This is a genomic window from Anaeromicropila populeti (genome assembly GCF_900112775.1).
Lineage (GTDB): Bacteria > Bacillota > Clostridia > Lachnospirales > Lachnospiraceae > Anaeromicropila_A > Anaeromicropila_A populeti.
This window is the reverse complement of record NZ_FOYZ01000003.1, coordinates 65,494-91,548: the sequence shown is the minus strand read 5'-3', so window position 1 is coordinate 91,548 and position 26,055 is coordinate 65,494. Positions and strand designations below refer to the sequence as shown.

The 26,055-nt window shown below is 35.8% G+C and carries 28 protein-coding genes; 18 read left to right on the top strand and 10 right to left on the bottom strand.

Annotated features, from left to right (window positions below):
- Nucleotides 1-109: 109 nt before the first annotated feature.
- The 10 genes from BM305_RS04580 to BM305_RS04535 all read right to left on the bottom strand — a co-directional run bounded on the left by BM305_RS04580 (nucleotide 110) and on the right by BM305_RS04535 (nucleotide 6,234).
- Nucleotides 110-466 (bottom strand): leucine-rich repeat domain-containing protein, encoded by a 357-nt coding sequence (locus BM305_RS04580; RefSeq protein ID WP_092559528.1) that lies wholly within the window; start codon nucleotides 464-466, stop codon nucleotides 110-112.
- Nucleotides 467-859: 393 nt separating this feature from the next.
- Nucleotides 860-1,570, bottom strand: a complete 711-nt coding sequence (locus BM305_RS04575) for a hypothetical protein (protein ID WP_092559527.1) — start codon at nucleotides 1,568-1,570, stop codon at nucleotides 860-862.
- A 50-nt stretch (nucleotides 1,571-1,620) separates the two neighbouring features.
- Nucleotides 1,621-2,241, bottom strand: coding sequence for a hypothetical protein (locus BM305_RS04570; RefSeq protein ID WP_092559526.1), 621 nt, complete (start codon nucleotides 2,239-2,241; stop codon nucleotides 1,621-1,623).
- Nucleotides 2,242-2,278: 37 nt separating this feature from the next.
- Nucleotides 2,279-2,893, bottom strand: a complete 615-nt coding sequence (locus tag BM305_RS04565; RefSeq protein ID WP_092559525.1) for a hypothetical protein — start codon at nucleotides 2,891-2,893, stop codon at nucleotides 2,279-2,281.
- Between the two features lie 129 nt (nucleotides 2,894-3,022).
- Nucleotides 3,023-3,514: an AfsR/SARP family transcriptional regulator gene (locus BM305_RS04560; RefSeq protein WP_092559524.1), complete on the bottom strand. Its 492-nt coding sequence runs from the start codon at nucleotides 3,512-3,514 to the stop codon at nucleotides 3,023-3,025.
- A 19-nt stretch (nucleotides 3,515-3,533) separates the two neighbouring features.
- The gene (locus tag BM305_RS04555) at nucleotides 3,534-3,731 is read right to left on the bottom strand and encodes an AbrB/MazE/SpoVT family DNA-binding domain-containing protein (RefSeq protein WP_092559523.1); all 198 of its coding nucleotides are present in this window, start codon (nucleotides 3,729-3,731) and stop codon (nucleotides 3,534-3,536) included.
- Nucleotides 3,732-4,042: 311 nt separating this feature from the next.
- On the bottom strand, nucleotides 4,043-4,264 hold the full coding sequence (locus BM305_RS04550) for a YgjV family protein (protein WP_177214545.1): 222 nt from the start codon (nucleotides 4,262-4,264) through the stop codon (nucleotides 4,043-4,045).
- Nucleotides 4,265-4,308: 44 nt separating this feature from the next.
- Entirely contained in the window at nucleotides 4,309-5,088 is a 780-nt protein-coding gene (locus BM305_RS04545; RefSeq protein ID WP_177214544.1) for an HAD-IIB family hydrolase, read from the bottom strand.
- Between the two features lie 37 nt (nucleotides 5,089-5,125).
- Nucleotides 5,126-5,530 carry an NUDIX hydrolase gene (locus BM305_RS04540; protein ID WP_092559520.1) on the bottom strand — a complete coding sequence of 135 codons (405 nt, stop codon included), beginning with the start codon at nucleotides 5,528-5,530 and terminating at the stop codon, nucleotides 5,126-5,128.
- Nucleotides 5,531-5,544: 14 nt separating this feature from the next.
- Nucleotides 5,545-6,234 carry an adenine nucleotide alpha hydrolase family protein gene (locus tag BM305_RS04535; protein WP_092559519.1) on the bottom strand — a complete coding sequence of 230 codons (690 nt, stop codon included), beginning with the start codon at nucleotides 6,232-6,234 and terminating at the stop codon, nucleotides 5,545-5,547.
- Between the two features lie 281 nt (nucleotides 6,235-6,515).
- Here BM305_RS04535 and BM305_RS04530 point away from each other — a divergent pair, with 281 nt between their 5' ends.
- From BM305_RS04530 to BM305_RS04445, 18 genes are all read left to right on the top strand, one after another.
- Nucleotides 6,516-6,743 carry a hypothetical protein gene (locus BM305_RS04530; RefSeq protein ID WP_092559518.1) on the top strand — a complete coding sequence of 76 codons (228 nt, stop codon included), beginning with the start codon at nucleotides 6,516-6,518 and terminating at the stop codon, nucleotides 6,741-6,743.
- Nucleotides 6,727-7,320, top strand: a complete 594-nt coding sequence (locus BM305_RS04525; protein WP_092559517.1) for a hypothetical protein — start codon at nucleotides 6,727-6,729, stop codon at nucleotides 7,318-7,320. Before BM305_RS04530 ends, BM305_RS04525 begins: the two co-directional genes overlap by 17 nt.
- A gap of 1 nt (nucleotide 7,321) precedes the next feature.
- Nucleotides 7,322-8,779, top strand: a complete 1,458-nt coding sequence (locus BM305_RS04520; RefSeq protein WP_092559516.1) for a hypothetical protein — start codon at nucleotides 7,322-7,324, stop codon at nucleotides 8,777-8,779.
- Nucleotides 8,779-9,402, top strand: coding sequence for a hypothetical protein (locus tag BM305_RS04515; RefSeq protein ID WP_092559515.1), 624 nt, complete (start codon nucleotides 8,779-8,781; stop codon nucleotides 9,400-9,402). Before BM305_RS04520 ends, BM305_RS04515 begins: the two co-directional genes overlap by 1 nt.
- Nucleotides 9,402-9,941, top strand: coding sequence for a hypothetical protein (locus BM305_RS04510; RefSeq protein ID WP_092559514.1), 540 nt, complete (start codon nucleotides 9,402-9,404; stop codon nucleotides 9,939-9,941). The genes BM305_RS04515 and BM305_RS04510 overlap by 1 nt, the downstream gene beginning before the upstream one ends.
- A gap of 1 nt (nucleotide 9,942) precedes the next feature.
- Complete coding sequence (locus BM305_RS04505) at nucleotides 9,943-10,422, top strand: PAAR-like protein (RefSeq protein WP_092559513.1); 480 nt, start codon at nucleotides 9,943-9,945, stop codon at nucleotides 10,420-10,422.
- Nucleotides 10,423-10,445: 23 nt separating this feature from the next.
- On the top strand, nucleotides 10,446-13,145 hold the full coding sequence (locus BM305_RS04500) for a contractile injection system protein, VgrG/Pvc8 family (protein ID WP_207649456.1): 2,700 nt from the start codon (nucleotides 10,446-10,448) through the stop codon (nucleotides 13,143-13,145).
- 25 nt (nucleotides 13,146-13,170) lie between these two features.
- Entirely contained in the window at nucleotides 13,171-14,007 is an 837-nt protein-coding gene (locus BM305_RS04495; protein ID WP_092559511.1) for a hypothetical protein, read from the top strand.
- Nucleotides 14,008-14,059: 52 nt separating this feature from the next.
- Complete coding sequence (locus tag BM305_RS04490) at nucleotides 14,060-14,689, top strand: hypothetical protein (RefSeq protein ID WP_092559510.1); 630 nt, start codon at nucleotides 14,060-14,062, stop codon at nucleotides 14,687-14,689.
- Nucleotides 14,690-14,948: 259 nt separating this feature from the next.
- The gene (locus BM305_RS04485; RefSeq protein WP_092559509.1) at nucleotides 14,949-15,800 is read left to right on the top strand and encodes a hypothetical protein; all 852 of its coding nucleotides are present in this window, start codon (nucleotides 14,949-14,951) and stop codon (nucleotides 15,798-15,800) included.
- 238 nt (nucleotides 15,801-16,038) lie between these two features.
- Nucleotides 16,039-17,157 carry an ABC transporter substrate-binding protein gene (locus tag BM305_RS04480; RefSeq protein WP_092559508.1) on the top strand — a complete coding sequence of 373 codons (1,119 nt, stop codon included), beginning with the start codon at nucleotides 16,039-16,041 and terminating at the stop codon, nucleotides 17,155-17,157.
- A gap of 25 nt (nucleotides 17,158-17,182) precedes the next feature.
- Nucleotides 17,183-18,238, top strand: a complete 1,056-nt coding sequence (locus tag BM305_RS04475) for a FecCD family ABC transporter permease (RefSeq protein ID WP_242940453.1) — start codon at nucleotides 17,183-17,185, stop codon at nucleotides 18,236-18,238.
- Nucleotides 18,229-19,020, top strand: coding sequence for an ABC transporter ATP-binding protein (locus BM305_RS04470; protein ID WP_330393420.1), 792 nt, complete (start codon nucleotides 18,229-18,231; stop codon nucleotides 19,018-19,020). Before BM305_RS04475 ends, BM305_RS04470 begins: the two co-directional genes overlap by 10 nt.
- Before the next feature lie 20 nt (nucleotides 19,021-19,040).
- Complete coding sequence (locus tag BM305_RS04465; RefSeq protein ID WP_092559506.1) at nucleotides 19,041-20,585, top strand: ATP-binding cassette domain-containing protein; 1,545 nt, start codon at nucleotides 19,041-19,043, stop codon at nucleotides 20,583-20,585.
- The gene (locus tag BM305_RS04460) at nucleotides 20,582-21,544 is read left to right on the top strand and encodes an ABC transporter substrate-binding protein (RefSeq protein WP_092559505.1); all 963 of its coding nucleotides are present in this window, start codon (nucleotides 20,582-20,584) and stop codon (nucleotides 21,542-21,544) included. The genes BM305_RS04465 and BM305_RS04460 overlap by 4 nt, the downstream gene beginning before the upstream one ends.
- 218 nt (nucleotides 21,545-21,762) lie before the next feature.
- The gene (locus BM305_RS04455; RefSeq protein WP_092559504.1) at nucleotides 21,763-23,049 is read left to right on the top strand and encodes a S8 family peptidase; all 1,287 of its coding nucleotides are present in this window, start codon (nucleotides 21,763-21,765) and stop codon (nucleotides 23,047-23,049) included.
- 150 nt (nucleotides 23,050-23,199) lie between these two features.
- Complete coding sequence (locus tag BM305_RS04450) at nucleotides 23,200-23,481, top strand: hypothetical protein (RefSeq protein ID WP_092559503.1); 282 nt, start codon at nucleotides 23,200-23,202, stop codon at nucleotides 23,479-23,481.
- 268 nt (nucleotides 23,482-23,749) lie between these two features.
- The coding region (locus BM305_RS04445) for a glycoside hydrolase family 9 protein (RefSeq protein ID WP_092559502.1) at nucleotides 23,750-26,055 on the top strand (2,306 nt) is incomplete at its 3' end.

Here is a 26,055-nt window from a genome sequence, read left to right as displayed (position 1 = left end):
GGGGTAGGAGGTAGATAACTAATTATCTACCTCCTACCCCACTATATTTTATCATGAACGTAGTCCAGAAAGCTAAATTTTTTAATAAACAGCAAATACAGCTCTCAATCTATCTATTACAAACTATAGAAACATTTCTAATGCAGTTATAATTCCGATTACTAAGTGTAGAAGGACATTTTACCGTTTTCAGGTTATCACAATCAGCAAACGCATTATTACTTATTTTTGTTACCTTATAGGTCTTCCCATTACAGGTAACAGTAGAAGGAACGGTAAGATTTTTAGTAGTTTCATATTTCTTGCAAACATCCGAAACAGTTACCGTATTACAACCTGTTACTTGATAACAAAGTTTCCCCCGGGTAAATTTAGTAGCTGCATCTGCCTGGGTGGATGGTGAACACGTAGCTACCATAATAAATACAAGTGCAAATATTGAAAGATTCCTTTTTATTGTTTTCATACTCAATTCCTCCTTGATAATATTTATTCTGTAAAAGAATTGTAACACATATTTAACAATTATGTAACAAGTAAAATGCTGGGAATTAAAAAACTTTTATTTTTTTGTTAATGGACGTAATTATTACAGGGATTACAACATACCAGGGGGTACAGGTGGCTAAGGGCACTTCGGAAAAGATGATGGAAGGGTTTGCAGAGCAAGGGGCTGACAGTATTTAAAAGCAGATAAGTGGGGGTGTTAAAGGTATTAATAAGGCTAAATCTTAAGTAAAATAGAACGCTTGAAAACACTGCTGATAAATCATAAAGGCTGTTGTTCCCCAGACTTTACAAGGGAACAACAGCTAAAAGGAGTTTGAGAGTAAAAGACAGGTATATAGTTATGTTTTTGTTAGCCTAACAAAATTCCTGCTTGAATACTTTTCAGTATGTCATTTGGATAATCAATAGGTACAGTCCCATTGAACTGAGCTTCAGTAATTTGTTTTTCGTATCCATCCCATGAATTCAGAATATAAAAAGTGCCGTTTAACCGATAAGTAAGCATGTAGTGCAAGGAAGGCGAAGTAGTGGCAGCTGGCGTAGCAATTGCTGGACTCGGATCCATATTCACTTCTGGCTTTGCATCTGCGGGAACAGCCTGGGCATTCCCGCCTGCATTAGCAGCTGCCAGCTGTGCTTTAGGTGTATGGGAATAGAGCATGATAGCATATTGACCGTTCATAAGAGTAATAGTAGATGAAATAATCTGCCCCAGATTATTTAATTCATCATATAAAACTTTTTGTGGTGCGCCAACTGCGCTGATTAAACCTATCAACTTTTTTATGGTTTCATTGTCTCCAGTATAAAAGGAGACAGAGCTATCTGGCATTATGTTTTCATACCAGTACATCATATTAATAGGATCTGCATCTTCTGCTAAAGACGGAACAGGTGCATTGCCTCCAAATTTAACAATACCATAAATAGACTTTACATAATTTATGTCATTATCTTGTGGTGGTGCTGATAAATTTCGTTTGGAGAAACACATCCATTTCCAATAAGCAAGAGCATAAGCCCCACACATTGTGTCGTTTTGTTGTTGAATAAATGGCATTTTAAGGTTTCCTTTCTTATTAATTAAAATGATTGTCAGCAAAATATGTATTAAAACAGCATGATTCCTGCGCCGGTGCTGATTAATTTATCCATTGGGTAGCTGATAGAATCTTTTCCGTTGAACTGATCTTCTGTAATTAATCGTTCGTTTCCATCCCATGAATTGATAAGATACAATTGGCCATCTCTGCGGACAGTAAGTGCAGTGTGAAATAGTGGAAATTCGCTATCTTCTGTTGGTTTTGCCAGCCTTTCTACTGTGAAAATCATAATGGCATATTGCTTCTCAGCCAATGTAATAGAAGACGTTTTAATTTGCCCAAGCTCAATTAACTCATCATACAAATTTTTTTGTGGCGCATTTGGAACTTTCATTAAATCCATTATATTGTTTATAACAGGACTTCCTCCTGTATAAAAGCAAACGGGATGGTCAATTGTCTGCTCCTTTACCCAGTACATCATATCAATGGGATTAGAGTACTGTGCTAACTCTTTTTTTGGAGCATTGCCTGCAAACTGGATCATGGCATAGATGGCTTTTACATAAGCATAATCCCCTTCTAATTCACCATCAACGGGTTCACGTTCATCAAAATGCATCCATTTCCAATAAGCAAGCCCATAGGCTCCGCACATAGAATCCATTCTTTGTATAATAAAAGACATGTTACAGTTTCCTTTCTAGTTTCTTTTGTTTGTTTGGTTACATATTATCCATAGAACCCCATGTGTTGTTTGGACAAAGCTGTAAGGAACGCTCAAAAGTATTCACTGGGAATTTAATCGCATACTTTTGAGTCATGCAGTTAACATCAATAACGGCACCTTCCTCATAATTTCCAAAAGCAATCCAATAAGTAGGATGAGGAGAAAAGGTGTATTTCAGGCTAGGAGCAGCTACGCAGGCATATGCTGGATTTCCTGACATTCCAATACCAATGGAAACACTATTTGCAGGTATCAATTCAGAACAGGCAATTCCAAGCTTTCCAGATTTGGTGGAGTCCTCCGTAGAAGTAAAGTGATAAGCACCTTTGTCCTTTGTAAAACCGATGGTATTTAAATTTGTATTACTTGGGTCAGTTTCTTCCACCTCAGAAGCATTAAAGATAACACCAGGAATCAGTACGCCTTTTTCACTCCATACAAAACTATAGTCAATATTCCATTCAAAGCGCAGCTGAGTTCCTGGGTGAGCTGCTTTGCTAAACCATACCAGTGAACGGATGTCATCATCTTGTCCATCATAAGTTTGGTAAATACAAAAATTTCCGTAATCAGTTCCGTTATGTTTCACATCTAAAGTATAACTTGTCATATTTTTTTCCTCCAAAATTATTAGTTTTTTATTATCATACCTGTGTGGCCACACCCTGGTTGACATGTAGTACTATAACATATAGAATTGGAAAAGAATTGGAAGATTATTGGAAATCAATTGGAAAACTTAAAGAAGCTTGTTTTTGTAGAAGGAAACAAGCTTTGCATTACCCTGTTTCTGATAATAGTCTGCAAGCCGTTGTATAAGCTCCAGGTAACGGATATCGTAATAGGCCTCTGCTTGTTCCGTCCATTCATAATAGTGATCAAATAAAAACGGACCATGATATAATTTCACAGCCTCTTCCCATTGTGCAATACAATTATTTTCCTTACAAAGTGATTCGAAAATTAGAAAATCGCATTCCACTTGGGACAAATCCAGATAAAGTTCCTCACGATATTGAGTAAAGGGAATAGAAATATCATTTTTTTGAAGGCTGCTCAGGTAGCGGCATACCTTATAAAGACTGTCGCGGGCCTTTTCAATGGAAGAGTCGGGCCAGAGTGTTTCTGCAGCCTTTATTTTTTTTACAGGTCCATTTTCCCAAGCTAAAAAGGCCAGAAGTTCCTCTGCCTTTTTATTAGTAATAGAAATGAAGTTTTGATTTTGATACATTCTAAAACGTCCAAAGCAATTAATTTTTAGCAGGGGGGGAAAAAGAAAAATCATTTTTACTGTTTCTTAAATGATTTTTTTCGGTTGATATAGGTTTTAATTGTATTGCTTCATTTACTATAGAACATTCCAGCACATCTCCTTTTTGAAGTTGAAGTTCTTTGACTACCACTTGTGGCAGTTTAATTGAATTATTAGATTCCAAATAAATATACATAACATTATCTCCTTTAAAATTAATATAGTTCCTACAAAATGGGAAATTAAGTAATAGCAGAGATAGTATAGCATTTGCATAAATTATATGGCATAAATTGGGGTAAAAGTACAAAATATTAGTTTTAGTGGTTGTCATGATGAACAATAATTGTATTAATAAAGGATAAAAACAAAGAATAAAAACAAGAAATAATTAGTAAAGACTAAAAAATAAGGACTACAACATATCTAAAAATAGTATAATCTTTGATATGTGTAGTCACTTTTATGTAAAGCTTGTATATGACGTGATATTCTGTTTATAACCTGTTATTTTTCACCTTTTTGGCAGAGATAGTAAATATTGATGCCAACGATAAATATATTAATTAGAGCAACAGGCCAGGCTTTGATTACAATACTATAAATGACAAAGCAGGTTGAGCCTACAATATTTACAAATCTCAGTTTCTTAATGGATTTCATCAAAAAGGATACTGCAACCAGTATTGATGCCGAATATCCAAAAATATCTATTAATGTTAAGTGCACGATGATAGCCTCCTATGTTTTTGTTTGAGTCAATGAATACGGGACTAAATAAAATCTAGTATTGTGTTGATTAAATGATGGGAACCTTGAAAATCCAGTACCTTGTCTGCAATTTGCTTCAGCTGTTCACATTGTGGATTGACTGCTATGCCGAATGTAGAATACTTCAGCAGGTCTATATCATTGATATCATTTCCGAAGCTTATAATATCATATGCAGTATGCGATCCTAAAATATGGGACAAAGCAGTCCACTTTGTACAATTTTCTGCAACAATGTCAATCGATCCGTCTGAATGATAATACATTTCTAAATTATGAAATGCGTGCAGAGATAAGAGCTGTCTGAAATTAGTCTGCTTCTGGTTTTCCAGTATGACAATTTTATAAACTGGTTTTTCAAAAAGAATACTTTTATCCTGTATGTAGTCAGCAGGTCCTTCTAACTGAAGGCTATTGTAAAAAGAATGGTGCTGGCTGTCGGGATGATAAAAATAGTGTCCTAATTCTACATAGTAAGGATTTCCTGTTAAATCTACGATTTCCAACAAATTTGCTATCCTATCAGAAGCAATTGGCGTGGAAAAAATAAGTTTTTTGTTTTGTTCAGCAAAAGCTCCATTACAATAAATAATAGTGTGTCGCTGGCACCATTCAGGGAGAACGTGGGCTGCACCGCGAATGGAACGTGCAGTCGAAAAAATAATATGGTGGCCACAGCAAATTAGTTTTTTTAGTACATCGTTAATGGAATTGTCCAATGGTTGATTATTTTCAATAATCGTGCCATCCAAGTCAAATACAAAAATTTTTTTACGATCCATAGGAAAACACTCACTTTCTGTCATTCATTAAAATCAGTTACATCAAATCAGAACGAATCAGTTCTGGAACTATATATTTTGATAGGATACTTCCCAGTTTAATATTCTTTTTTTCATAGTCTCTATCAATCCAAATGTATTCTTTGATCTCATTCATCGGACAAATAGTTCCATCGATTTCGCAGGTATATACTGATACCGTAATAGGAATATTTTCAAAAACAGCAATGTCGTGGAAAGTTCCAAAAGAATCCATGTTTATTAATGCAACATTTAGTTCCTCCATCAATTCTCTTCTTAAGGTTTCTTCATCATTTTCTCCAGCTTCACTTTTTCCACCTGGAATTATAAATTCAGCTCTGTCATCAACGGTTCTTTTCCGTACAACCAGCAGCTTACGAGCGTTCAGAATGATACCCCCAACTTTGTAAATAGAATCCATCGTTTACCCTCCTGTCAAAAGTTACTGATTCGTTCATTTTTTGGAAAAGCATAAGCAAATTTTGATTTTCTTTCTATATAGTCATAGCAAAAATCAAGACGCTCTGCAATAAATGCTTTTATATTTTCATCACAGGATTTTGAAAATGTATTGCTAAACAGACAGGTGTCCTCCATGGATTGAATGGATATTCCATAATCTAAAAGTCTGTACTTTACGTTTTCCTTTTCCTTAATATCCAGCACAGGATTAATGAAATCAATTCCGTATTTTTTATACAGTTGTTTGAATAAATGAAGTGCAGCACTGCTTTGCTCTGGAAAGTGGCTTTGATAATGAATACTTCCGTCAGCTACCGTCTGGATATTATTTTTCAAGGCATATACAATTGTCTCAACATGCATCCCCATTCTGCACCCAAGACATATCATATTATTTTCATATTTTTTAAAGTCCTGCTCGATGTTGGATAATGACAGTTTTCTAAACAAACCAGGAATTTTTAATTCTGTTAATGAAATCATATCATCACCAAGTACACACTTTAACTCGTTATATCGTATCTGGTATAGTGAATTGGAAATACTTGTTCCGTTTATGTAGTGGACTAAATGAACTTTATACTGTTGTTCTGATAATATGCATGCAGCAAGACTACAATCGATTCCCCCCGAAAATAAAACAATTGCATCGTTCGTTTTCATTTTTTATACTCCTTTATTGTGTGATTTTTTATATAATGAAATTGGAAAATAAGTAATAAATCAATTGATTCCCAAAACATCACATAAAAGTACTATTATTATACAATAGAATTCCAAAAATTTCAAATAAAATTATGTAGAAAATGTTAAAAAAGTATAAAAAATAACATTTTTTAATTTCTAAAAAACTTATAACGATAAAATTAATAAAAACATTAGATATGATTGACAGCACCTATTTAAATGGTAAAATGAGAAAAGAAACATTATGGGGGTGTCAATTGAGAAGAAGTAGAGAAAAATATTTGATTGCTTTTATGGGACTTTTAGGGATAGAAGTCCTAATTGCAAGATATGTTCATGATACAGTTATCCGGCCATATATAGGTGATGTTCTTGTAGTGATTGTTCTATATTGTCTGGTCAGAAGCAGGATGTATGTTCTAGTAGGATATGAGTGGATTAAAAATAGAAATGATAGGGAGGAAAACGATGGAATACGGAGATGAATCAGTCATTAAAATATTAAATTCCAGCAAAATAGGAACGACAGGTGATTTAGAAACAGGGATATACATAAATGAGGAATTATATATGTTTCAAAGAAACCTGTTTTTTGATGAAAAATTAAGCGTTTTATTACCAGAAAGTTTTGTTGATTTGCCAGAGTCAATTATGAAATTGAAATATCCTTCTGAGCAAAGACCTCAAATTATTAAAACCAATAAAGCTGGTGGAATTAATTTTGCGTTTAGCCTGGTGGATATTCCTTTTCAGGAAGATATGGTAATAGAGTACAGAGATAATTTGAAAAATATATTAAAGAATATGAATCCATCTATGTCCTTTGGAGAATTGAAAAAAGAAGAGGTTAGTGGGACATTTGCCGGATGGTTTGAGTTTCAGAATCATGTATTTGACGGCATTTTATATAATATTATGTATTGTATGCCTCTAGATGGTAAAATGCTTCATGGCATTTTTAATTGTATGTTGCAGGATATGCCGTTTTGGAAAGAGGTCGCCATAGAAGTGATAAAATCCATTGTGGATACCACGAAGGAATTAGATAAGGAGGTTCGATGAAATGAGAGCTTGTAATATAAAAGTCAGTGGGATTCATTTTACTAATGTATTAAAATGTACCATTCAAAAAAGTTTAAATAAACATGGAAGAGCTGAAATTGTTGGAATCATTCAAGAAGAGGATGAAGATTCTTGCTTTGCCCAGGCAGAGAGCGAAAATTATTTGGAAGTATATGCGATAGATGAAAATAAAAGTAAAACCTGCATCTTTGTTGGAATGGTAGAAGAGATGGAGATTGACACTACAGATGTTAAAATACTGACCTTGTCCTTAATTACTGGTTCCAGAAACCTTGATTTGAAAAAACGCACTCGGACATTTCAAAACGCGGGCATGACAGTAAAACAGGTTTTACAAAGTAATGAAAAGCTGAATTCAGATGTGCAGGCGCAGAGTGTGTTTTTAGAAGATGGAAACAATGCAATAGGTCATTTAATTGTGCAATATAAAGAAACAGACTGGGATTTTGCAATACGAATGGCATCAAATAATAATACCTTTATTCGCCCAGCATTTACGAATAAAGGAGCAAAATATTTTTTTGGGCTAGATATGGGGCAGGCAGCAAAAGAAAAACCGTCCGATATGCATCATTATAAGATAACAAAGGCAGTCGATGATTATGAAAAAAAAGTAAAAGCGGATACCAATGGCTTAACAAAAAAGGATGCATTCTATTATTCCTTTGACAGTCGTGAGATATATGAATTAGGTGACTGCATTCAATTAAATGGAGGAAAACCACTATATATTCTAAATGTTGAATCTAAATTTCACGGGGAAGAATTAATGAATACTTATACGTTAACAACAAGAAATGGTTTCAAACATCCAATTAAATATAACATGAAGTTAATTGGCGCATCTCTTGGAGGAACTGTGAAAAGTGCCCAGAGAGATACCATCCAGGTTAATTTGGAGGTGGACAGGCAATATGCGGATCACGGTGTGAAAGAGTTTTCCTATTCTACAGTATATTCTTCACCAGACGGAACAGGATGGTATTGTATGCCAGAGTCAGGAGATACAATTCGGATATACTTTCCAACAGAAAAGGAACAGGATGCATATGCAATCAGTGCGGTTCACTTAGAAGTATCTCAAGGGTCAGCACCAGAGACATCCGATAGTGATTTCCCACCTGCCAGAACAGATCCGAGTTATAAATCCTTTAAAAATTCAGCCAATAAAGAAATTCTGTTTACGCCGTCCTGTATTTCCATTACCAATCCGGCTGTAGGCAGTATTGTATTGGATGATGAATCTGGAATTACCATTACAAGCTCAGAATCAATTTGTATTAAAGCGGAGAAATTTATTGAAATACATAGTATGCAGGAAGATATTACAGTGACAGCAGATGCGGCATTAGCATTTTATCAAGGAAATACAGGATTAGTTTTAAATGAAGATGTTATTATGAAAGGAGCAAGGCTTAAATTGCAGGAGAAGGCCTGATGGAATGGATGAATAGAGAACAGGAAATTATGGAAAAAGGGATTCCCATAATGGAACCGCGATTTAAGAAAAATATGGAGCAGGCAGGTAAATATCAGGAACTCCATGCGAATGAAGTTATGACGGGTTTTCTGGAGTCCTTTGATAAAGTGTTTCGTTGGGGAATTGATTTGCAAAAGAAAGATGAAAAGGGCAAGATTGATAAAATTGCTGTTTTCTTTTTACGGAGCAGCATAAGAACAAAAAGCTATGATGTTTACATACAAATCTACGATTCAAATTTTTATATGGACAAGCAGGAAGTATGTGGGGTTTGGAAACCTAAATTTATTATGCAGTATTATGATGAGGATATTTTATTTTTTGAAAGAAACATTTCCTCGGAGGTAATTCGTGTAGAAAAAGGTGAATTGAGAAATTTTGAAATGCGTCTGGCATCAGATTATATGAAAATGGTTTTAGTGTTCTTGGGGTTACATTTAACCGAATTATTTCAATTGACAAGTTTTGATGAACTAGAAAAAACAGATTCCTTTCAAGTTATATTTGGTGAATTATATGGAGCATATGAGGTGTTATTTGATGCCGGGGAAGCTAACGGGCAAGCAGAGGGGGAAATTTGATGAAATATTTTTTGATAGAACAGAATAAGGATTTTTCTCATACACCTCAAATATTAGATTGGTTTGGAAAAATTGATGTGGATAAATTAAACGTGGAAACAGCAGAGGAAATACCTTTTCGGACGGTACTAAATGTAAAAGCAGATCCCAATCTGTTTTATCCAGATATTCTTACGTTTCCATTTTTTATGTGTTCCAAGAAGGTGTTTGAGGTAGTGAAATTATTTGAACCAAACCTGGAGTACAAAGAAATCATATTTCAGGATCACCAGAAGAATAGTGATGTAGATTTTTATTATCTTCCCATTTTACATAAAGTGGACTGTTTAGACAGCAGGAGCCAGTTTAATCTGAATAAGAGTGAAGTAATAAAGCCAGTGATTCAGGAAACTAATATTATTAATAGGAGTGTATTTTTACTAGATGGGATAAAGAAAAGAACAGTTGTAATGCGGCTGGATTTGGTAGAGGCATTGTTGCGTAGAGAAATAACTGGACTGGGAATAGAAGAAATTGAAGTAATAAAAGGAGGAAAGTGACATGGCTGATACAAAAAGTGATGGTGATGTTTATTTAATGAGGGGAGCGCTTCTGCAATGTAATTGTGGTTCCCATCCGAGAAGGTTAAACCTTCCAGAAGATCATGGAGAAGTTGTGATAACAGAGGATGAATATAAACATCCTATTGTACACGAAAATGATTGTGTCATTGGACCAACAGGGAATATAGATTACTTTGGCGTGTGTTCCAATCTGCCGAAAAATGCAAATCCAATTGTACTGACCCCTTATGTACCAGACGGAGAAGAGACACCGCCAGCAGGAAGTATTGTGGAGGGTGGCAAATGTATTCCAGTTTTTCCACTAAATAAATGGTCAGATACAAAGGAGGACGTTAGAATTCAGGATGGAAGTGATTGTAAAGTAGTGACCACAAAATCCTTCCTGAAATGTTTAAATGGTGGAATCATAACACCTTTATCTAGTGGAATGGAGTATAAGGGTGAAAAAGATGGATGATGAAGCAGAAAAAATAGTATGAGGTGGGGAGTGGTGAAAATATGGTTACTACATTTGGTGAAATAAAAATTAGTTGTTTTGATGAAATAGAAGTGCTTACAGAATTCAAAATCAGCCAGCAGCCCAACAAACATCCAAGAGCACAGTTTCGCGGAATATTAAAAGAAGACGCTAACGTAGATGAGATAAAGAGCAGATCACAGGACATCTTGATTCAAGTGATTGCAGAATATAAGAGTGGAAAAGAATTGCGTTTATTTGTGGGTTATATTGAAAAATTCGAAATAGAGGTTCTAGATTCGGAAACCAATGAGTTGTCTGTAGAATTAATAGGTACAAGCTGCAAGTTGGATCAGGAATGGAAAAATCGTTCCTTTCAGGATGTCAGCAAAACCCATGAAGATATTATGAATAAAGTATTGGGTATCCCAGTAAGATGGAATACAGAACAAAGCAGAAGAATTCAAATGCCTGTGATACAATATAATGAAACCGACTGGCAGTTTCTAAGGCGGCTATCAAGCATTTATGAGCAGCCGGTCATAGTAAATGAAAAAACAAATACATATTTTCTGGATGTGGGAAGCAGCTTGGAGCAGTCTGGAATTAGCTTGAATCATAAGTTTTATAAGCAGGGCATTTCAAAAAAATATTATGAATTAGGCGGAAAAACCGCAGGGATGTCTAAAAAAGACTTTATGTATTATGAAATTTGCTGTAAGGAAGACGCAAGTTTAGGGCAGACGGTTGTATTTAAGGAAACAACATTGGTGATTTGCAAGAAGACAACAGAATTAATCGACGGCGAATTAATTTATCAATACAGATTGGCAGGAAAGAATTATAGTAAGGTAACGAGAAAGTTCAATGACTATTTTATCGGGCATACTATTCTTGGCGAGGTAATTGAGACAGAGGCAGAAACATTAAAACTAAGTTTAAAGCTGGAGGATGACGAGCATTTGGATGATGTAGCGTATCCTTATCAATGGACTCCAGAAACAGGGAATTTGGTTTATTGCATGCCACAGATCGGAACAACAGTGTCTCTTTATTTTAGTGATAATGATGAGAGCAGTGGTAAAGTTGTAAACTGCATTAGAAAAAATGGTACCAGCAGTCCCAAAATGGGAAATACCTCTAACAAGCATTTTACTACAGAGGATGGCATGTTGATGGATTTAAATATGGATACCATTAATTTTGCCACTACGGAAGATGAGAACGGGTTATCTTTTTCTAATTTGAATTTAGTAGATAAGCTTGGTATTTATATGGAAACGGCAGGAGATTTTACACTGGTAGCAGATAAGAAAATTGAGTTTCATGCATCTTGTTTCTTTGTTGGTGCTTTCAAAGGTGAAATTCAGCTAGTTGGAAGTCTAAGTACTATAGCTGCTTCTTTTTGGATGCACTATCAGTTTGATGCAGCAGGACGAAAGTCTTATATGAGGTTTACGCAAACGGAATTCTATTCCATGATTCAGGATGCACCTGTACCTGGAGTAAAGAAGGAAGTAAAGAAAAAAAGTTTCTGGGATATTGTGGGAAAGGTTGCCCTTGGTGCAGTTGCAGTAGTAGCTGCGACTGCGGTAGTTGTAGGAGCTGTTGCTTTGTGCTGTACAGGAGTAGGAGTAGGTGTACTGGTAGGAATCGCCGCAGCGGGTGTAGCAAGTGGAGGCTTTACAATTGGTGTAATGGCATATGAGGAATGTCAGAGTGGAGCAGATTATAGTGTACAGGATTATATGAAACGTGGCGCGGCTCAAGCTTTTATAGGTGCAGTGACACAGGCACTTGGAGTGGGGGCATTAAGTAAGCTGGGGAAGGCAAGCAAGATAGGGAAGATGCGTCCACTTACACAAGTTTTAATTAAAGATTCAGTAGGTGGGACTATAGATTTTGCAGGAAATATGACATCAACTATTGTTGATAATAGAATGGCAGGTTATGCGTGGGATGTAGATTTGCGAGAGGCTGCTTTTGCATCCGCAGCAACATATGGTCTTTTTGACTCCCATGTTATAAAATATGGAGGAAACCAATTGAAAAATGCTGCTGGAAAAGCAATTACCAAAAATCTTCCAGGATGCACAAAATTAATGCAGAATGTTGGAAGTAAAAGCAAGAAACTGATAGAAAAAATTCCAGGTATAAGTCAACTAGGAAAATATATGGATGATGGAGCAGAAAAGGCGGCAAAGAAAGACTTAGCACGGAAAGAGGTAGGAAATGCGAAAAAGGCTTTAAAGGAAGCCCCAACTGAGAAGCAAATAAAATCAGGGGAGGAAGCTCTTGAGAAAGCTAAAAAATCCAAAAGAATAGCAGAGCAGAACCGTAATAAAATAGTGAAGAAAAATAAGAAAAAAGGGAAAGCAGGAAAAAAGGCAATAAGGCAGGCAAACAATGCACAGGCAGAAGCAAAATCTGCTTACAAAGCAACTAGAGACGGATTGCAAGATATGAATTCTTCACGTGAACTAGCAAAAGAAAGCCTGAGTACAGCTAAAAGTAATGTAAAGAAATTGAGTGTTCCTGCGGGATACTGTGCCATTACCCATACAAATGAATTAATTTATAATTTTATTAAAGTGGATAATCGGAATGAGAATAAGCTTGCTTTTTCAAGAGGAGAGGCAGTAGGAGCTATAGATGGCTATATGAAACGATTTGACTATATAAAAGATATGTTTGAGGATGAAAGCAGTTGGGGAACGGAATAAGGAATATGAGAGGAGAATTAAAAAGATGATAGGCAGAATAATTCGTGTGCTTCTGTTATTGTATATTTGGCTTACTGATTTGAGTGGAATAAGAGAAGGTTTCCTTGTAATAACAAAACGGGAAGAAGTGTTGGCAGAACTAAGGGGAAAGTTTAGGGAAAGCCGAGTACTGGAGGGGTTGAAGACAATATGCTATATTTTGATTGTTTTGTTTTACGAATTTGGATATCGGTATAGTTGGATTGTAGTGCTTATGGGTGTAATACCTTTTTGCGCATTTCTTTATTCACTACTAATCGGTACGAAGGCACATGCCTTTATGATGACAAAAGAAGATAGATTACCAGCATTGATTCGAATGTTTTTCTTTGTAGGGATGGGAATATTTTTTTATCAGGATACACCATATTATAATGGTATGTTTGCGTTATATTTTTTTACTATATCAACTATAGTAAGTGCAATTATTTTGTTGAGATGGTGGAAAGAGATTTTAGAATTAAAGGAGGAAGCTGGACTACTTGCAATAATTTTGGGAAGCATTACAATAGCTATTGTTTTTTTCTATTGCATGAATACGCTGATAGGTGTAAATCAGAGTTTTAATCAAACAATTGTTAGAATACAAAAAACAGAAGTCATCAAGACAGAACGAAGTGGTATTAATGGTCGTAGATTTACAATATCAAAAAAAGATTCAGTTAAAGGAGATTGGGCATTTCAAAATACATATAGTCTTAATTTAGAAGTTGGCGATACGGTATACATAGTGGTAAGAAAAGGTGGACTAGGCTTTGAATGGCGTGAGATTTATAATGAACAGACTTTTCCGTATGAAGAGGAATTGCAGAATAATGGGTAACTAAGTAGTTGAATTCGGTGGGGGATAGGTATAAGAGAGGGAAATTAAAAAGATGATAGGCAGAATAATTCGTGTGCTTCTGTTATTGTATATTTGGTTTACTGATTTGAGCGGAATAAGAGAAGGTTTCCTTGTAATAACAAAACGAGAAGAAGCGTTGGCAGAACTAAGGGGGAAGTTTAGGGAAAGCCGAGTACTGGAGGGGCTGAAGACAATATGCTATATTTTGATTGTTTTGTTTTACGAATTTGGATATCGGTATAGTTGGATTGTAGTGCTGATGGGTGTAATACCTTTAATAGCATTTATCTATGCCTTGTTTATTAGCAGAAAAACACATGCATTTATTATGATATCAGATCATGACATACCAATAATAATTCGAATGTTTTTCTTTGTAGGGATGGGAATATTTTTTTACAAGGATATACCGTATTATGACAGGAGGTTTGCGGGGTATTTTTTTACTATAGCAGCAATAATAAGTATAGGTATTTTACTGAGATGGTGGAAAGACTTCTTAGAGTTAAAGAAAGAAGCAGTATCACTTATGGCACTTTCAGGAAGCATTACAATAGCTATTGTTTTTTTCTATTGCATGAATACGTTGATAGGTGTAAATCAGAGTTTTAATCAAACAATTGTTAGAATACAAAAAACAGAAGTCATCGAGACTGAATGAAGTGGTATTAATGGACGTTCCTTTGACATACCAATTGATGATTCGGTTAAAGGGCATAGTTCATATCTTAATACGTATAGCCTTAATTTAGAAGTTGGCGATACGGTATACATAGTGGTAAGAAAAGGTGGACTAGGCTTTAAATGGCGTGAGATTTATAATGAACAAACCTTTCCGTATGAAGAGGAATTGCAGAATAATGGGTAACTAAGTAGTTGAATTCGGTGGGGGATAGGTATAAGAGAGGGAAATTAAAAAGATGATAGGCAGAATAATTCGTGTGCTTCTGTTATTGTATATTTGGTTTACTGATTTGAGCGGAATAAGAGAAGGTTTCCTTGTAATAACAAAACGAGAAGAAGCGTTGGCAGAACTAAGGGGGAAGTTTAGGGAAAGCCGAGTACTGGAGGGGCTGAAGACAATATGCTATATTTTGATTGTCATGTTTTATGAATTTGGATATCGATATAGTTGGATTGTAGTGCTTATGGGTGTAATACCTTTAATAGCATTTCTATATTCACTACTAATTGGTACGAAAGCACATGTCTTTATGATGACAAAAGAAGATAGATTACCAGCAATGATTCGAATGTTTTTCTTTGTAGGGATGGGAATATTTTTTTACAAGGATATACCATATTATAATGGAAAGTTTGCGTTATATTTTTTTACTACATCAATCATAGTAAGTGCAATTATTTTGTTGAGATGGTGGAAAGAGATTTTAGAATTAAAGGAAGAAGCTGGACTACTTGTAATGATTTTGGGAAGCATTACAATAGCAATTGTTTTTTTCTATTGCATGAATACGTTGATAGGTGTAAATCAGAGTTTTAATCAAACAATTGTTAGAATACAAAAAACAGAAGTCATAGAAACTGAATTAAGTGGTATTAATGGGAGAAATTTTAGAATACCAGAAGAAGATTCTGTAAAAGGTTATGAGTGGTTTCGGAATTTTTATGGTCTGGATGTAAAAGTTGGCGATACGGTATACATAGTGGTAAGAAAAGGTGGACTAGGCTTTGAATGGCGTGAGATTTATAACGAACAGACCTTTCCATATGAAGAGGAATTGCAGAATAATGGGTGGACTAGCTTGCAATAAAAAAGCAGTGTAGTAATGTGAATCGGCTGGAAATGCAAAAAGGAAAGGCGTTTGCAGAAGGCATAATTCTTTCATTTCTAAATTTATCCTCCAGATAAACCGTTCATAATATGGTTGTAATTTACAACAATATAGTTTATAATGATAAAAATCTCAAAGAGGGGTATATAACGATACTTCCTCTTTGAGATTTTTTTTGTAACTAGCTTGTGATGCTTTATGAAAGGAGAAATTTATAATGAAACGATGCTACAAGATACTAGGGATACTAATTGTATTGATAACCATAGGCGGGTTATCTGGGTGTAAAGAAAAAGAAAAAACAGCATCTTCAGACGAAGGTGGAAATATTCAAAAAGAAGTGACAGTATGTGATGATAACGGCACAAAGAAAACAATTACCGACATGGGAGGAAGAACAGTCGAATTTGATACTGAAATAAAAAAAGTCTATGGAGCCAATCCGATGGCCACCATTCTATTATTTACACTGGTACCAGACAAAATAATAGGATGGAATGAAAAGCTGCCCAACCAGGAAATATTGCCAGAAGCATATAAAAATCTACCAGTAGTAGGCAGTATGGGAACAAAACAACAGGCGGCAAGTGCAGAAGAAATCTTAACGTATAATCCCGATCTTATACTATATGCCCAGGCTGAAATAAATAAGCAGTCAGCTGAAAAAGCAGACAAACTCAGTCAGCAATTAGGAAAACCAGTAGTATTAATCAATGGCTCACTAGAAAGCACAGAAAGTACATATGAACTATTAGGAGAAATATTTGATTGTAGTGAAAGAAGCAATGAGCTGATTCAATATTATAAAGATACGTTATCCAATATCGAAAAAACAAAATCTGAGATAAAGGAAGAAGAAAAAATAAAGGTTTATTACGGAAAAGAAGAAGATGCACTGACTACCAGTGGAAAAGAATCTGTTCATGCAAAACTTATTGAACTAGTCGGCGGAAAGAACGTGGCGGATGCCATAGAAGGGGACAGCGATGCAGCGGTAAATCTAGAAGAAGTGATAAAATGGCAGCCAGATGTAATTCTTCTATCAGAAGCAAATAAAAACGAAAAAAATGCGTATCAGAATTTAATTCAGAATACTGCATGGGAAAACATTCCTGCTGTAAAGAATAATAAAGTCTATGTATCACCAATGCTATTATTTTCTTGGTTTGACAGACCACCGTCTATTAATGAATTAATAGGAATTAAGTGGCTGGCAGTAACGCTTTATCCTGACTATTATGAAATAGACATGAAGTCGGAAATCAAAGAGTTCTATCAGAAATATTATCAGATAGATTTGAAAGAAGAAGTGATTACGGACATGCTGCAACAGTAAAGTGTGGTCAAACAGGAGGATTCCATTGAAATTTAGGCACATGTATCAGAATAAAATGAAAAATAAAAAAGATAGTTTGATAATCGTGTTGTTAATTCTTTTTACAACAGGAGTGTTCTTCGTTTCCATTCTTACGGGGAGGTATTCCATTACACCTGGGCAGATGTTCCAACTAATAGCAAAGAGAATTTCTGGAACGCAGATTTCTAAATCAATTAACAGCAATATGGAAACCATACTGTTTCAGGTCAGACTGCCAAGAGTGCTATCTGCCATGCTGATTGGAGCTGGACTTTCTGCATCAGGAGCAGCTTATCAGGGCATGTTCCGAAACCCAATGATTTCGCCAGATATACTGGGAGTTTCTTCAGGTGCAGGCTTTGGTGCTTCTATTGCAATCTTAATGTCCTTTGGCAGTCTGGGAATAGAAATGACAGCCTTCCTTTTCGGGATTCTTGCAGTAGGATTATCGTATTTTATTAGTAAAGCAGTTAGCAGAGGAAATACTACTATGTTGGTACTGGTACTGATAGGAATGGTAGTTTCATCACTGTTTCAGTCTATGATTTCTATTACTAAATACATTGCAGATCCATATGGGAAAATGCCTGCAATCACATTCTGGCTTATGGGAGGACTGTCCACTATTACACCAGATGATGTGAAAATTCTTTTAATAGTAATAATAGCAGCAATTGTGCCTTTAATGCTAATCCGATGGAAGATAAATGTGCTTTCGTTTGGAGAGGAGGAAGCAATGGCTTTGGGTATTCATATCTCAAGAATAAGGAGTATACTCATTCTCTGTTCTACCATAATAACAGCAGCATGTGTATCAGCAAGTGGAATGATTGGATGGGTGGGGCTGATTGTTCCACATCTTGCAAGAATGATCGTTGGTCCAGATTATAAAATATTACTTCCCGTATCCTGCCTAATGGGAGGTATGTATTTGCTGTTAGTAGACACAATTGCCCGCAGTGTATTTCCAATGGAGATTCCGTTGGGAATACTCACCTCAATCATAGGAACCCCATTTTTTATGTACTTGCTGCTCAAAGGAAAGAAGGGATGGAATTGATATTAGAAGTAAAACATGCAGTATGCGGATATGGGAAAAAAAGTGTTGTAGAAAATATTTCATTAAAAGTAGCAAATGGTGAAGTGGTATGCTTATTGGGACCAAATGGAGTTGGAAAAACTACTTTTTTTAAAACTCTGTTAGGATTTATAAAAGTTCAAAAAGGTGAGATTTTGCTAAATGGAAAAAATATTGCGGATTGGTCAAGAAAAAGTCTGGCTAAGATGATAGGATATGTTCCGCAGGCTCATACACCACCTTTTCCATTTCGTGTTCTGGATGTAGTTATTATGGGACGGACACCTCATATAGATGGAGGTTCATACCCTTCCAGAAAGGATATAGAAGTTGCAGCAGAGGCGCTTGAGCGTCTGGGAATATCTGATTTAAAGGATAAAATATATACAGAAATCAGTGGAGGAGAAAGACAATTAGTTTTAATTGCAAGAGCGTTAACGCAGCAGCCAGCAATTCTAATTATGGATGAACCAACCTCTAACCTTGATTTTGGGAATCAAATTCGAGTATTACAACATATAAATGATCTTTCTAAAAATGGAATGGGAGTTATTATGACCTCTCATTTTCCCAATCATGCTTTTCTGTGTTCTACGAAAGTGGCATTGATGCAGAAAAATAAATGTTTCAAGGTAGGGGATGTGAATGAAATTGTAACAGAAGATAACCTGAAAGAAGCATACGGAATTTCCGTTAAGATAATTGATACTAAAATAGGGAAAAATAAAATTCTGAAATCATGTATTCCGATTTTGGAAGAATAGGAAGGAGAAGGAGAAAAACGATGAAGTTTGTAACTGTTTCAGGACCACCATCCTCAGGAAAAACATCCGTTATATTAAAAGTGATTGAGTGTATGAGAAATAGTGTAGAGAAGGTTGGTGTTGTTAAATTTGATTGTCTCACAACATATGATGATATATTGTATAAGAAAGCTGGAGTAGAAGTGATGGTTGGACTTTCTGGAAATTTATGTCCCGATCATTTCTATATCAGTAATATTGATGATTGTGTTAAGTATGGCACAGAAAGGGGCTTTGACCTGCTTATTAGTGAAAGTGCTGGATTGTGTAACCGGTGTTCTCCACATATAAAAGAAGTACTGGCGGTATGCGTCATAGACAGTCTTTCTGGAATCAATACACCGAAAAAAATTGGCCCTATGCTGAAATTTGCAGATATTATTGTAATAACAAAAGGTGACATTGTATCTCAGGCAGAAAGAGAAGTATTTACTTATATGGTGCGAGAAACCAATCCAGGTGCAAAATTACTATATGTGAATGGGCTTACAGGGCAGGGGGCTTATGAATTAAGCAGCTGCATTCTAGAAGCAGCTTCCACAAATACACTGGACGGAAAAAAACTTAGATTTACAATGCCAGCTGCGTTATGCTCTTACTGCTTAGGAGAAACTTTAATCGGCGAAGATTATCAGATGGGAAATACAAAAAAAATTCCATTTCAGCAAACAAGAAATAGTGTTGAAAAAACATGGAAAGATTTTGAGGAAACAGATCAAGAAGATAGACAAGAACCTGCATGCATTGATTCCCTTACCATTATTGGTGGACAGGATAAAAGCGGAGAGAAGGAAAATGTCAAATTGACAATTCAAGCTGGGGAAGTAATTTGTATTGTTGGACCTACAGGTTCTGGGAAAAGCAGGCTGCTTGAGGATATAGAGTGTATGGCAAAGGGAGATACACCTTCTAAAAGAAAAATTGAAATAGAAGGCAGGCATTTAGAAGAATCCCGTTTGGTGGCACAACTTTCTCAAAACATGAACTTTGTCATGGATGCTTCGGTATGTGATTTTATAAAAATGCATGCCAGAAGCCGAAAAATTACTCAAATGGAAGAGGTTACGGAAAAAATAATACAGTGTGCAAATGAACTGGCGGGAGAAAAATTTACAGGAAATACTGCTGTAACCCAGTTGAGCGGCGGACAGTCCAGAGCCTTAATGATTGCAGATGTAGCCTTTTTGAGCAGTTCTCCCATTGTATTAATTGATGAACTGGAGAATGCAGGAGTGGACAGAGGCAGAGCCTTAGAACTTTTGGTGCAAAAAGGAAAAATTGTTTTAGTATCAACCCACGACCCTATTTTAGCTTTATTAGGTGATAAAAGAATTATAATCAATAATGGGGCAATTAACCAGGTAATAGAAACTGAACTGGCAGAGAAGGAAAATCTTAAAATTATGCGTCAAATGGATAATAAAATGCTGGCATTAAGAGAAGCTATTAGAAAAGGTGAAAAAATCGGATGGAATATGTCAGATTATTTTGTGTTAAATGAGTTTGAAAAGGAGGGAAACTTGTGAATAGTAAGGTAAAAACGATTATTGATAAATCAGAATATGATGCTCTTTGTCTATTGCCTTGTCCAATAAAAGTACCAGTTGAGACTGGGTTTGAGGAACTGATACATAAAATAGGCAGTAATTGCAGCTTTACCTATCTTGTAGAGGGAAATGCAAATTATGAGGTAATGTGGATGGATGAATCCTCCCATGTTCCGAGAAAGGAAGAACTGCCAAAGGTTATTATTAGTTCAGGTGTAAACAGCTTTTATCGGAGAGATTTTAGAGAAAAAGCGATACAGGAAAAGTATTTTAAAAAAGTACCTGGGGCAGATGAATTTGTAAACAGCGAATTAGGTGATTTGCAGGGAAATTATTATATTATGTCATTGAATTGTTTGGTGATGGTTGTAGATTTGACAAAATTAAATGGAAGGCCAGTACCACAGTCCTTTGCCCAACTTCTAGATGGAAATTTTGAAAAGGAAGTAGCAATACGGGGAAAAAAGAGTAAGTACTGTGAAACCACTCTATTCAGTATATATAAGGATTTTGGTATGGAGGGAATTAAAAAACTAAGCAAATTAGTAGGCTTTGGTGGTCATCCTGCGGAAATGGTCAAAAAAATGATAAGTGGAGTAAAGGAATCACCGACAATTAGCATTGTACCTTATTTTTATGCAAAACTTATGAAAAACAATAAGAAGATAAAAATAATCTGGCCAGAAGAGGGGGCAATAGTCAGTCCTGTTACACTTCTGGTTCAAAGTGAAGCAGATCACAGCCTGGACAATGTTGTGAATTATTTTGTAAGTGAGCAGGTGCGGAAAATATGTAAAGATGCTTACTTGCCACATCCCTTGGAGTATTTTGAATTTTTAAAGGAAAATAATTATAAGCTAAATTGGATAGGGTGGGATTTTATAGAAAAGCATGAAGTAAACCAATTGTTAATAGAATTGAATCAATGTTTTAAATAATTATTTTGGAGTAATTATTTTTGGATTATTAAGTAAAAATAAGTAATAGTAAATAATATTATGAAATAGGATAAATACCCAAATATTAATTGACTTTACCAAAAAAGAAATTATAATGGTCATTAACAAGTTTTAAAGTTCAGCGCTGACTTCATCCTTGTTTATCAATATCGCAATTACTGTTATAGGTAATTATAATAAGGGAAGGAGCTTTATTTATGAAGAGAAGTAAATTATTTAGTATTGTAACAGCAGGCTGTCTTGCATTAGTATGCGTTTTGGGAGGTTTTTCAGAATTTGAGGAAAAAACAGAGGCTAATGATGCTAGTTTTGAATGTGCCTACGCAACCGATCGAATTATTGTAGCTTTAAAAACAGATGCCGATTATCAATTTGCAATGGAAAGCAGTGGGGTAATTTTTGAACAGCAATTATCACAGGAAAATGATAAGTATGATGTGGCTCTATATTCCATTGAAGACAAAACAGAGGAGGGAGTAAAGCAAGCAATTGATTCATTGGAAAAGAATCCGGCTGTAGCTTATGCTGAGCCAGACTATATCTTGACAGCGTCAGATACTGTTCCAAATGATCCGAGCTATTCACAGCTTTATGGAATGGAAAAAATCAGTGCACCTGGAGCATGGGATATGTGTACTGGTACATCAGATATTGTTGTTGGAATTATTGACTCTGGAGTTGACTATACCCATCCAGATTTGGCAAATAATATATGGGTGAATCCTGGTGAAATAGCTGGTAACGGTATAGACGATGATGCCAACGGATACATTGATGACATTCACGGGTGGAATTTTGTGGACGACAGCAATGATCCAATGGATGACAATGGTCATGGTACACATGTAGCAGGAACAGTTGGTGCAGTTGGAAATAATGGAACAGGAGTAGTAGGAGTTAACTGGACTACAAGCATAGCAGTTTTAAAGTTTCTGGATGCAGATGGTTCAGGCTATACCTCGGATGCAATTCTGGCAATTAATTATGCTGAAGAAATGGGCTTTGACATATTAAATAACAGCTGGGGCGGCAGAACTTACAGCCAAAGTCTAAAAAATGCAATTACAGCATACAATGGTGTATTTGTTGCAGCAGCAGGCAATAATGGAACAAATAATGACTCAATCGCTACCTATCCAGCTTGTTATACATGTAGTAATATTATTTCTGTTGCAGCAACAACTAGTACAGATGCCCGGGCAAGTTATAGTAATTATGGCAGTACAACTGTTGATTTAGGTGCTCCTGGAAGCTATATTTATAGTACATATCCGAATAACAGCTATGCCACTTTGAGTGGAACCTCTATGGCAACTCCTCATGTTGCGGGGGCAGCAGCACTTATTAAATCGCTGGATCCTACATTAACCTCTGCTGAAATCAAAACGCTGATTTTATCAAATGTTGATCCAGTCAGCAGTTTAAATGGCATTACAGTAACTGGAGGAAGATTAAATGTTGAGAAATGTTTGGATGCTCTATAAACTTTGTCTGGCTTGCAGCTGAAACATCATTTTCTACAATTAAAACGTAACTTTTGCGTGTTATACATATTTAGACCATAATGATATCGAAAAAGATATAATTAATAGGGTATAGCGTAAATGTCATAAGAGGTATCAGGAGGAATATATATGGCAAGGGTGATGTTTAAGACAGTACAGCTGGCAGATGGAACCACGACTTGTATTGATTTTAATGCAAAAGTTATCAGTGCTTCGGCGGCAATACAAGGATATGAATTGTGCTATCCAGATGAGGCTCATTATGTGAAAAGAATATCCGTAAATACATCTGTTGAGGGAATTAACGAAAACAAGGTAATTGTTTCAGCACGTTGTATGATGGAGGATGGATCGTCAAATATAGGGCAAGGAAGTATTTTAGTACAAATCATAGCAGAATGTGATTGTTAATTATAAAATTTAAGTGATAGGAAATAAATCAATCTTTTATTTCCTATCACTTTTTCGTTATGACAGGAGTATTTAAGTCCTGATTATGCTAATTGTTGGCAATATAGTCATGGATTCAGACGAGGGAAAGTTCTAAACTGTATAAACAATATAGAACCAGCAGGGGGTGATAGTGAAATATAGGATGATTAATTCGTGTAAAATGCAATCTTTTGAAGCAATTGCAGAATTAATATTTGTTAACTAAACGAAAGGGATGAAAAAAAGTATGAAAAAGAAACAGTTACTAGCTTTTATTGTATGTTTTGCATTGATGTGCACTTCTGTAATTTCATCAACAATGGTAGTTGATGCAGGTGCTCCTGATGGGTGGAGAAATCTCCCAGACTATTATGTATTTAAGGAAAGTTGCGGCGGATGGTCCGGAAGTGGTGCCGGCGAATTGGAAACCGTAAACGGGAATCTGCCTGTTGATTCTCAAGTTACATATGAAAATTTACCTTCTTTGAGATTTAATGTTACAACGCAGCTTACGTCAGGATGGTTAACATCCATACTTACATTAGCTGATTGGTGTAATCACGATGTATCACAATATGTTCCCAACGGATATCTGGAATTTAATATAAAAGGCAAAAATGGTGGGGAACAGTTTGTAATTGGTGCTACAGATCATGTGAGTGAGCGAGCGTCAGGTGTTGAGCAGAAAATAACAAAACCAATCACAAATTACTGCACAGTTACTACGGAGTGGCAGCACGTAAAGATACCCCTAAAGGATATTCTATCCCCATCACTCGGTATGGATCCTTACAATGCAAAGGCTATTGTTTTGGACAAAGTAACTACAGATCCATTTTGTGTTTGGCTGAATCAAATTAAACTAACTTCTCCTGATAAAGAAAAAGCATTCCCAGCTATTAAATTAAATCAGGTAGGATTTTTAGAGTCTTCTGAGAAATATGCCTATGTTTCTGGATTTGAAGATGAACTTAAGGCTGCTGTAGGAACCTCATTTCAGGTAAAGAAGGTTTCTGACAACACAGTTGTTTATAGTGGGGAGTTAGAACTGGTTAAGGATTATGATGCGGATTCTGGAGAAAAGGTTTTAAAAGCCGTATTTACAGATCTTAAGCAACCTGGAAATTATTATATTACTGTTAGTGCAGATGGTATAGATAAGTCTCCAGAGTTTAAGATAGGAAATGATATTTTTAAACCGCTATTGACGGATGCAGCAAGATATTTTTATTATCAACGCGCTGGAATAGAACTTACACAACAGTATTGTCCAGATTATCCAAGGGCAGATAAAACACCTCAGGATGAGGCTGCTGTCTTTGACTCCAATTCAGGGGTTACAAGAGATGTGTCAAAAGGATGGTATGACGCTGGAGATCTTGGTAAATATGTAAGTACTGGATCAGGAACATTAATCAATCTTTTCTGGTCATATGAAATGTTTACAGAGGTATATGCGGATAATCAGTTTAATATTCCTGAAAGCGGAAACGGAATTCCTGATATACTTGATGAGTCAAGATGGGAAATTGAATGGATTCTGAAAATGCAAGATGTTACTAGTGGTGGTTTTTATGCCCGAGTTCAGTCAGACGATGATGGCAATATAACAAAAAGGATAATTAAGGATAAAGAAGGTGATACCACCAATATAAGACCGACAGAGGATACTGCGTTGGCAGCAGCGGCTTTAGCTCATGCTTCAATAATATATGCAAAATACGATCAGGCGTTTGCATTACAGTGTTTAAATGCTGCTAAGAGTGCATGGGCATATCTTGAGCAGAATCCTAATAATATTAAATCCCCAAATGGACCATACAATACCGACAATGATTTGGCTAGCAGATTATTGGCTGCCGCATCCTTGTATAGGGCTACAGGCGAAGAAAAATATAACAATTACTTTGTGACAAACTATTCAAAAGGTAAGGATATCTATGAGAATGCCAGCGGAGATTGGGTTGGCAACTGGAATCTTGCATTTTTCTCATATATGAAGGCTGATAACCGAAACAGTGATGCTGAGGAATGGTTTAATACGGAATTTACTATTTGGGTAAACAACAAAATTGATAGATACATAAACAGTTCTTGGGGAACAGCAATTGTAAATGGTAATTATTACTGGGGCAGCAACAATCAAATAATTGGTATGTGTATGGAAGCTTTAATTGGTTCAAAACTGCTTGGAACGAATACAGAAACAATTAACAATATGGCAATTTCTTCATTAAACTGGATTCTAGGTGCGAATCCTCTAAGAAAGAGCTTTGTATCAGGATATGGTGAAGACTGTATTAAAACCGTATTTGCTACGTTTAATAGTGACGGAAAACAAGGAATTGCCAAAGGATTTATGCCGTTAGGACCAAATAGGTATCAGGGTGCAGGACTCTCCATATTCCCAGCCAAATGTTATTTAGATAGTGCCGATGAATGGAGCACAAATGAGCATGCTGTTGGTTCTAATTCTACGTTAGTATTTATGGCTGCATTTGCTGTGAGTGTTCCAACTTCAACACCAGTGGTAACGCCAACACCAGTGGTAAC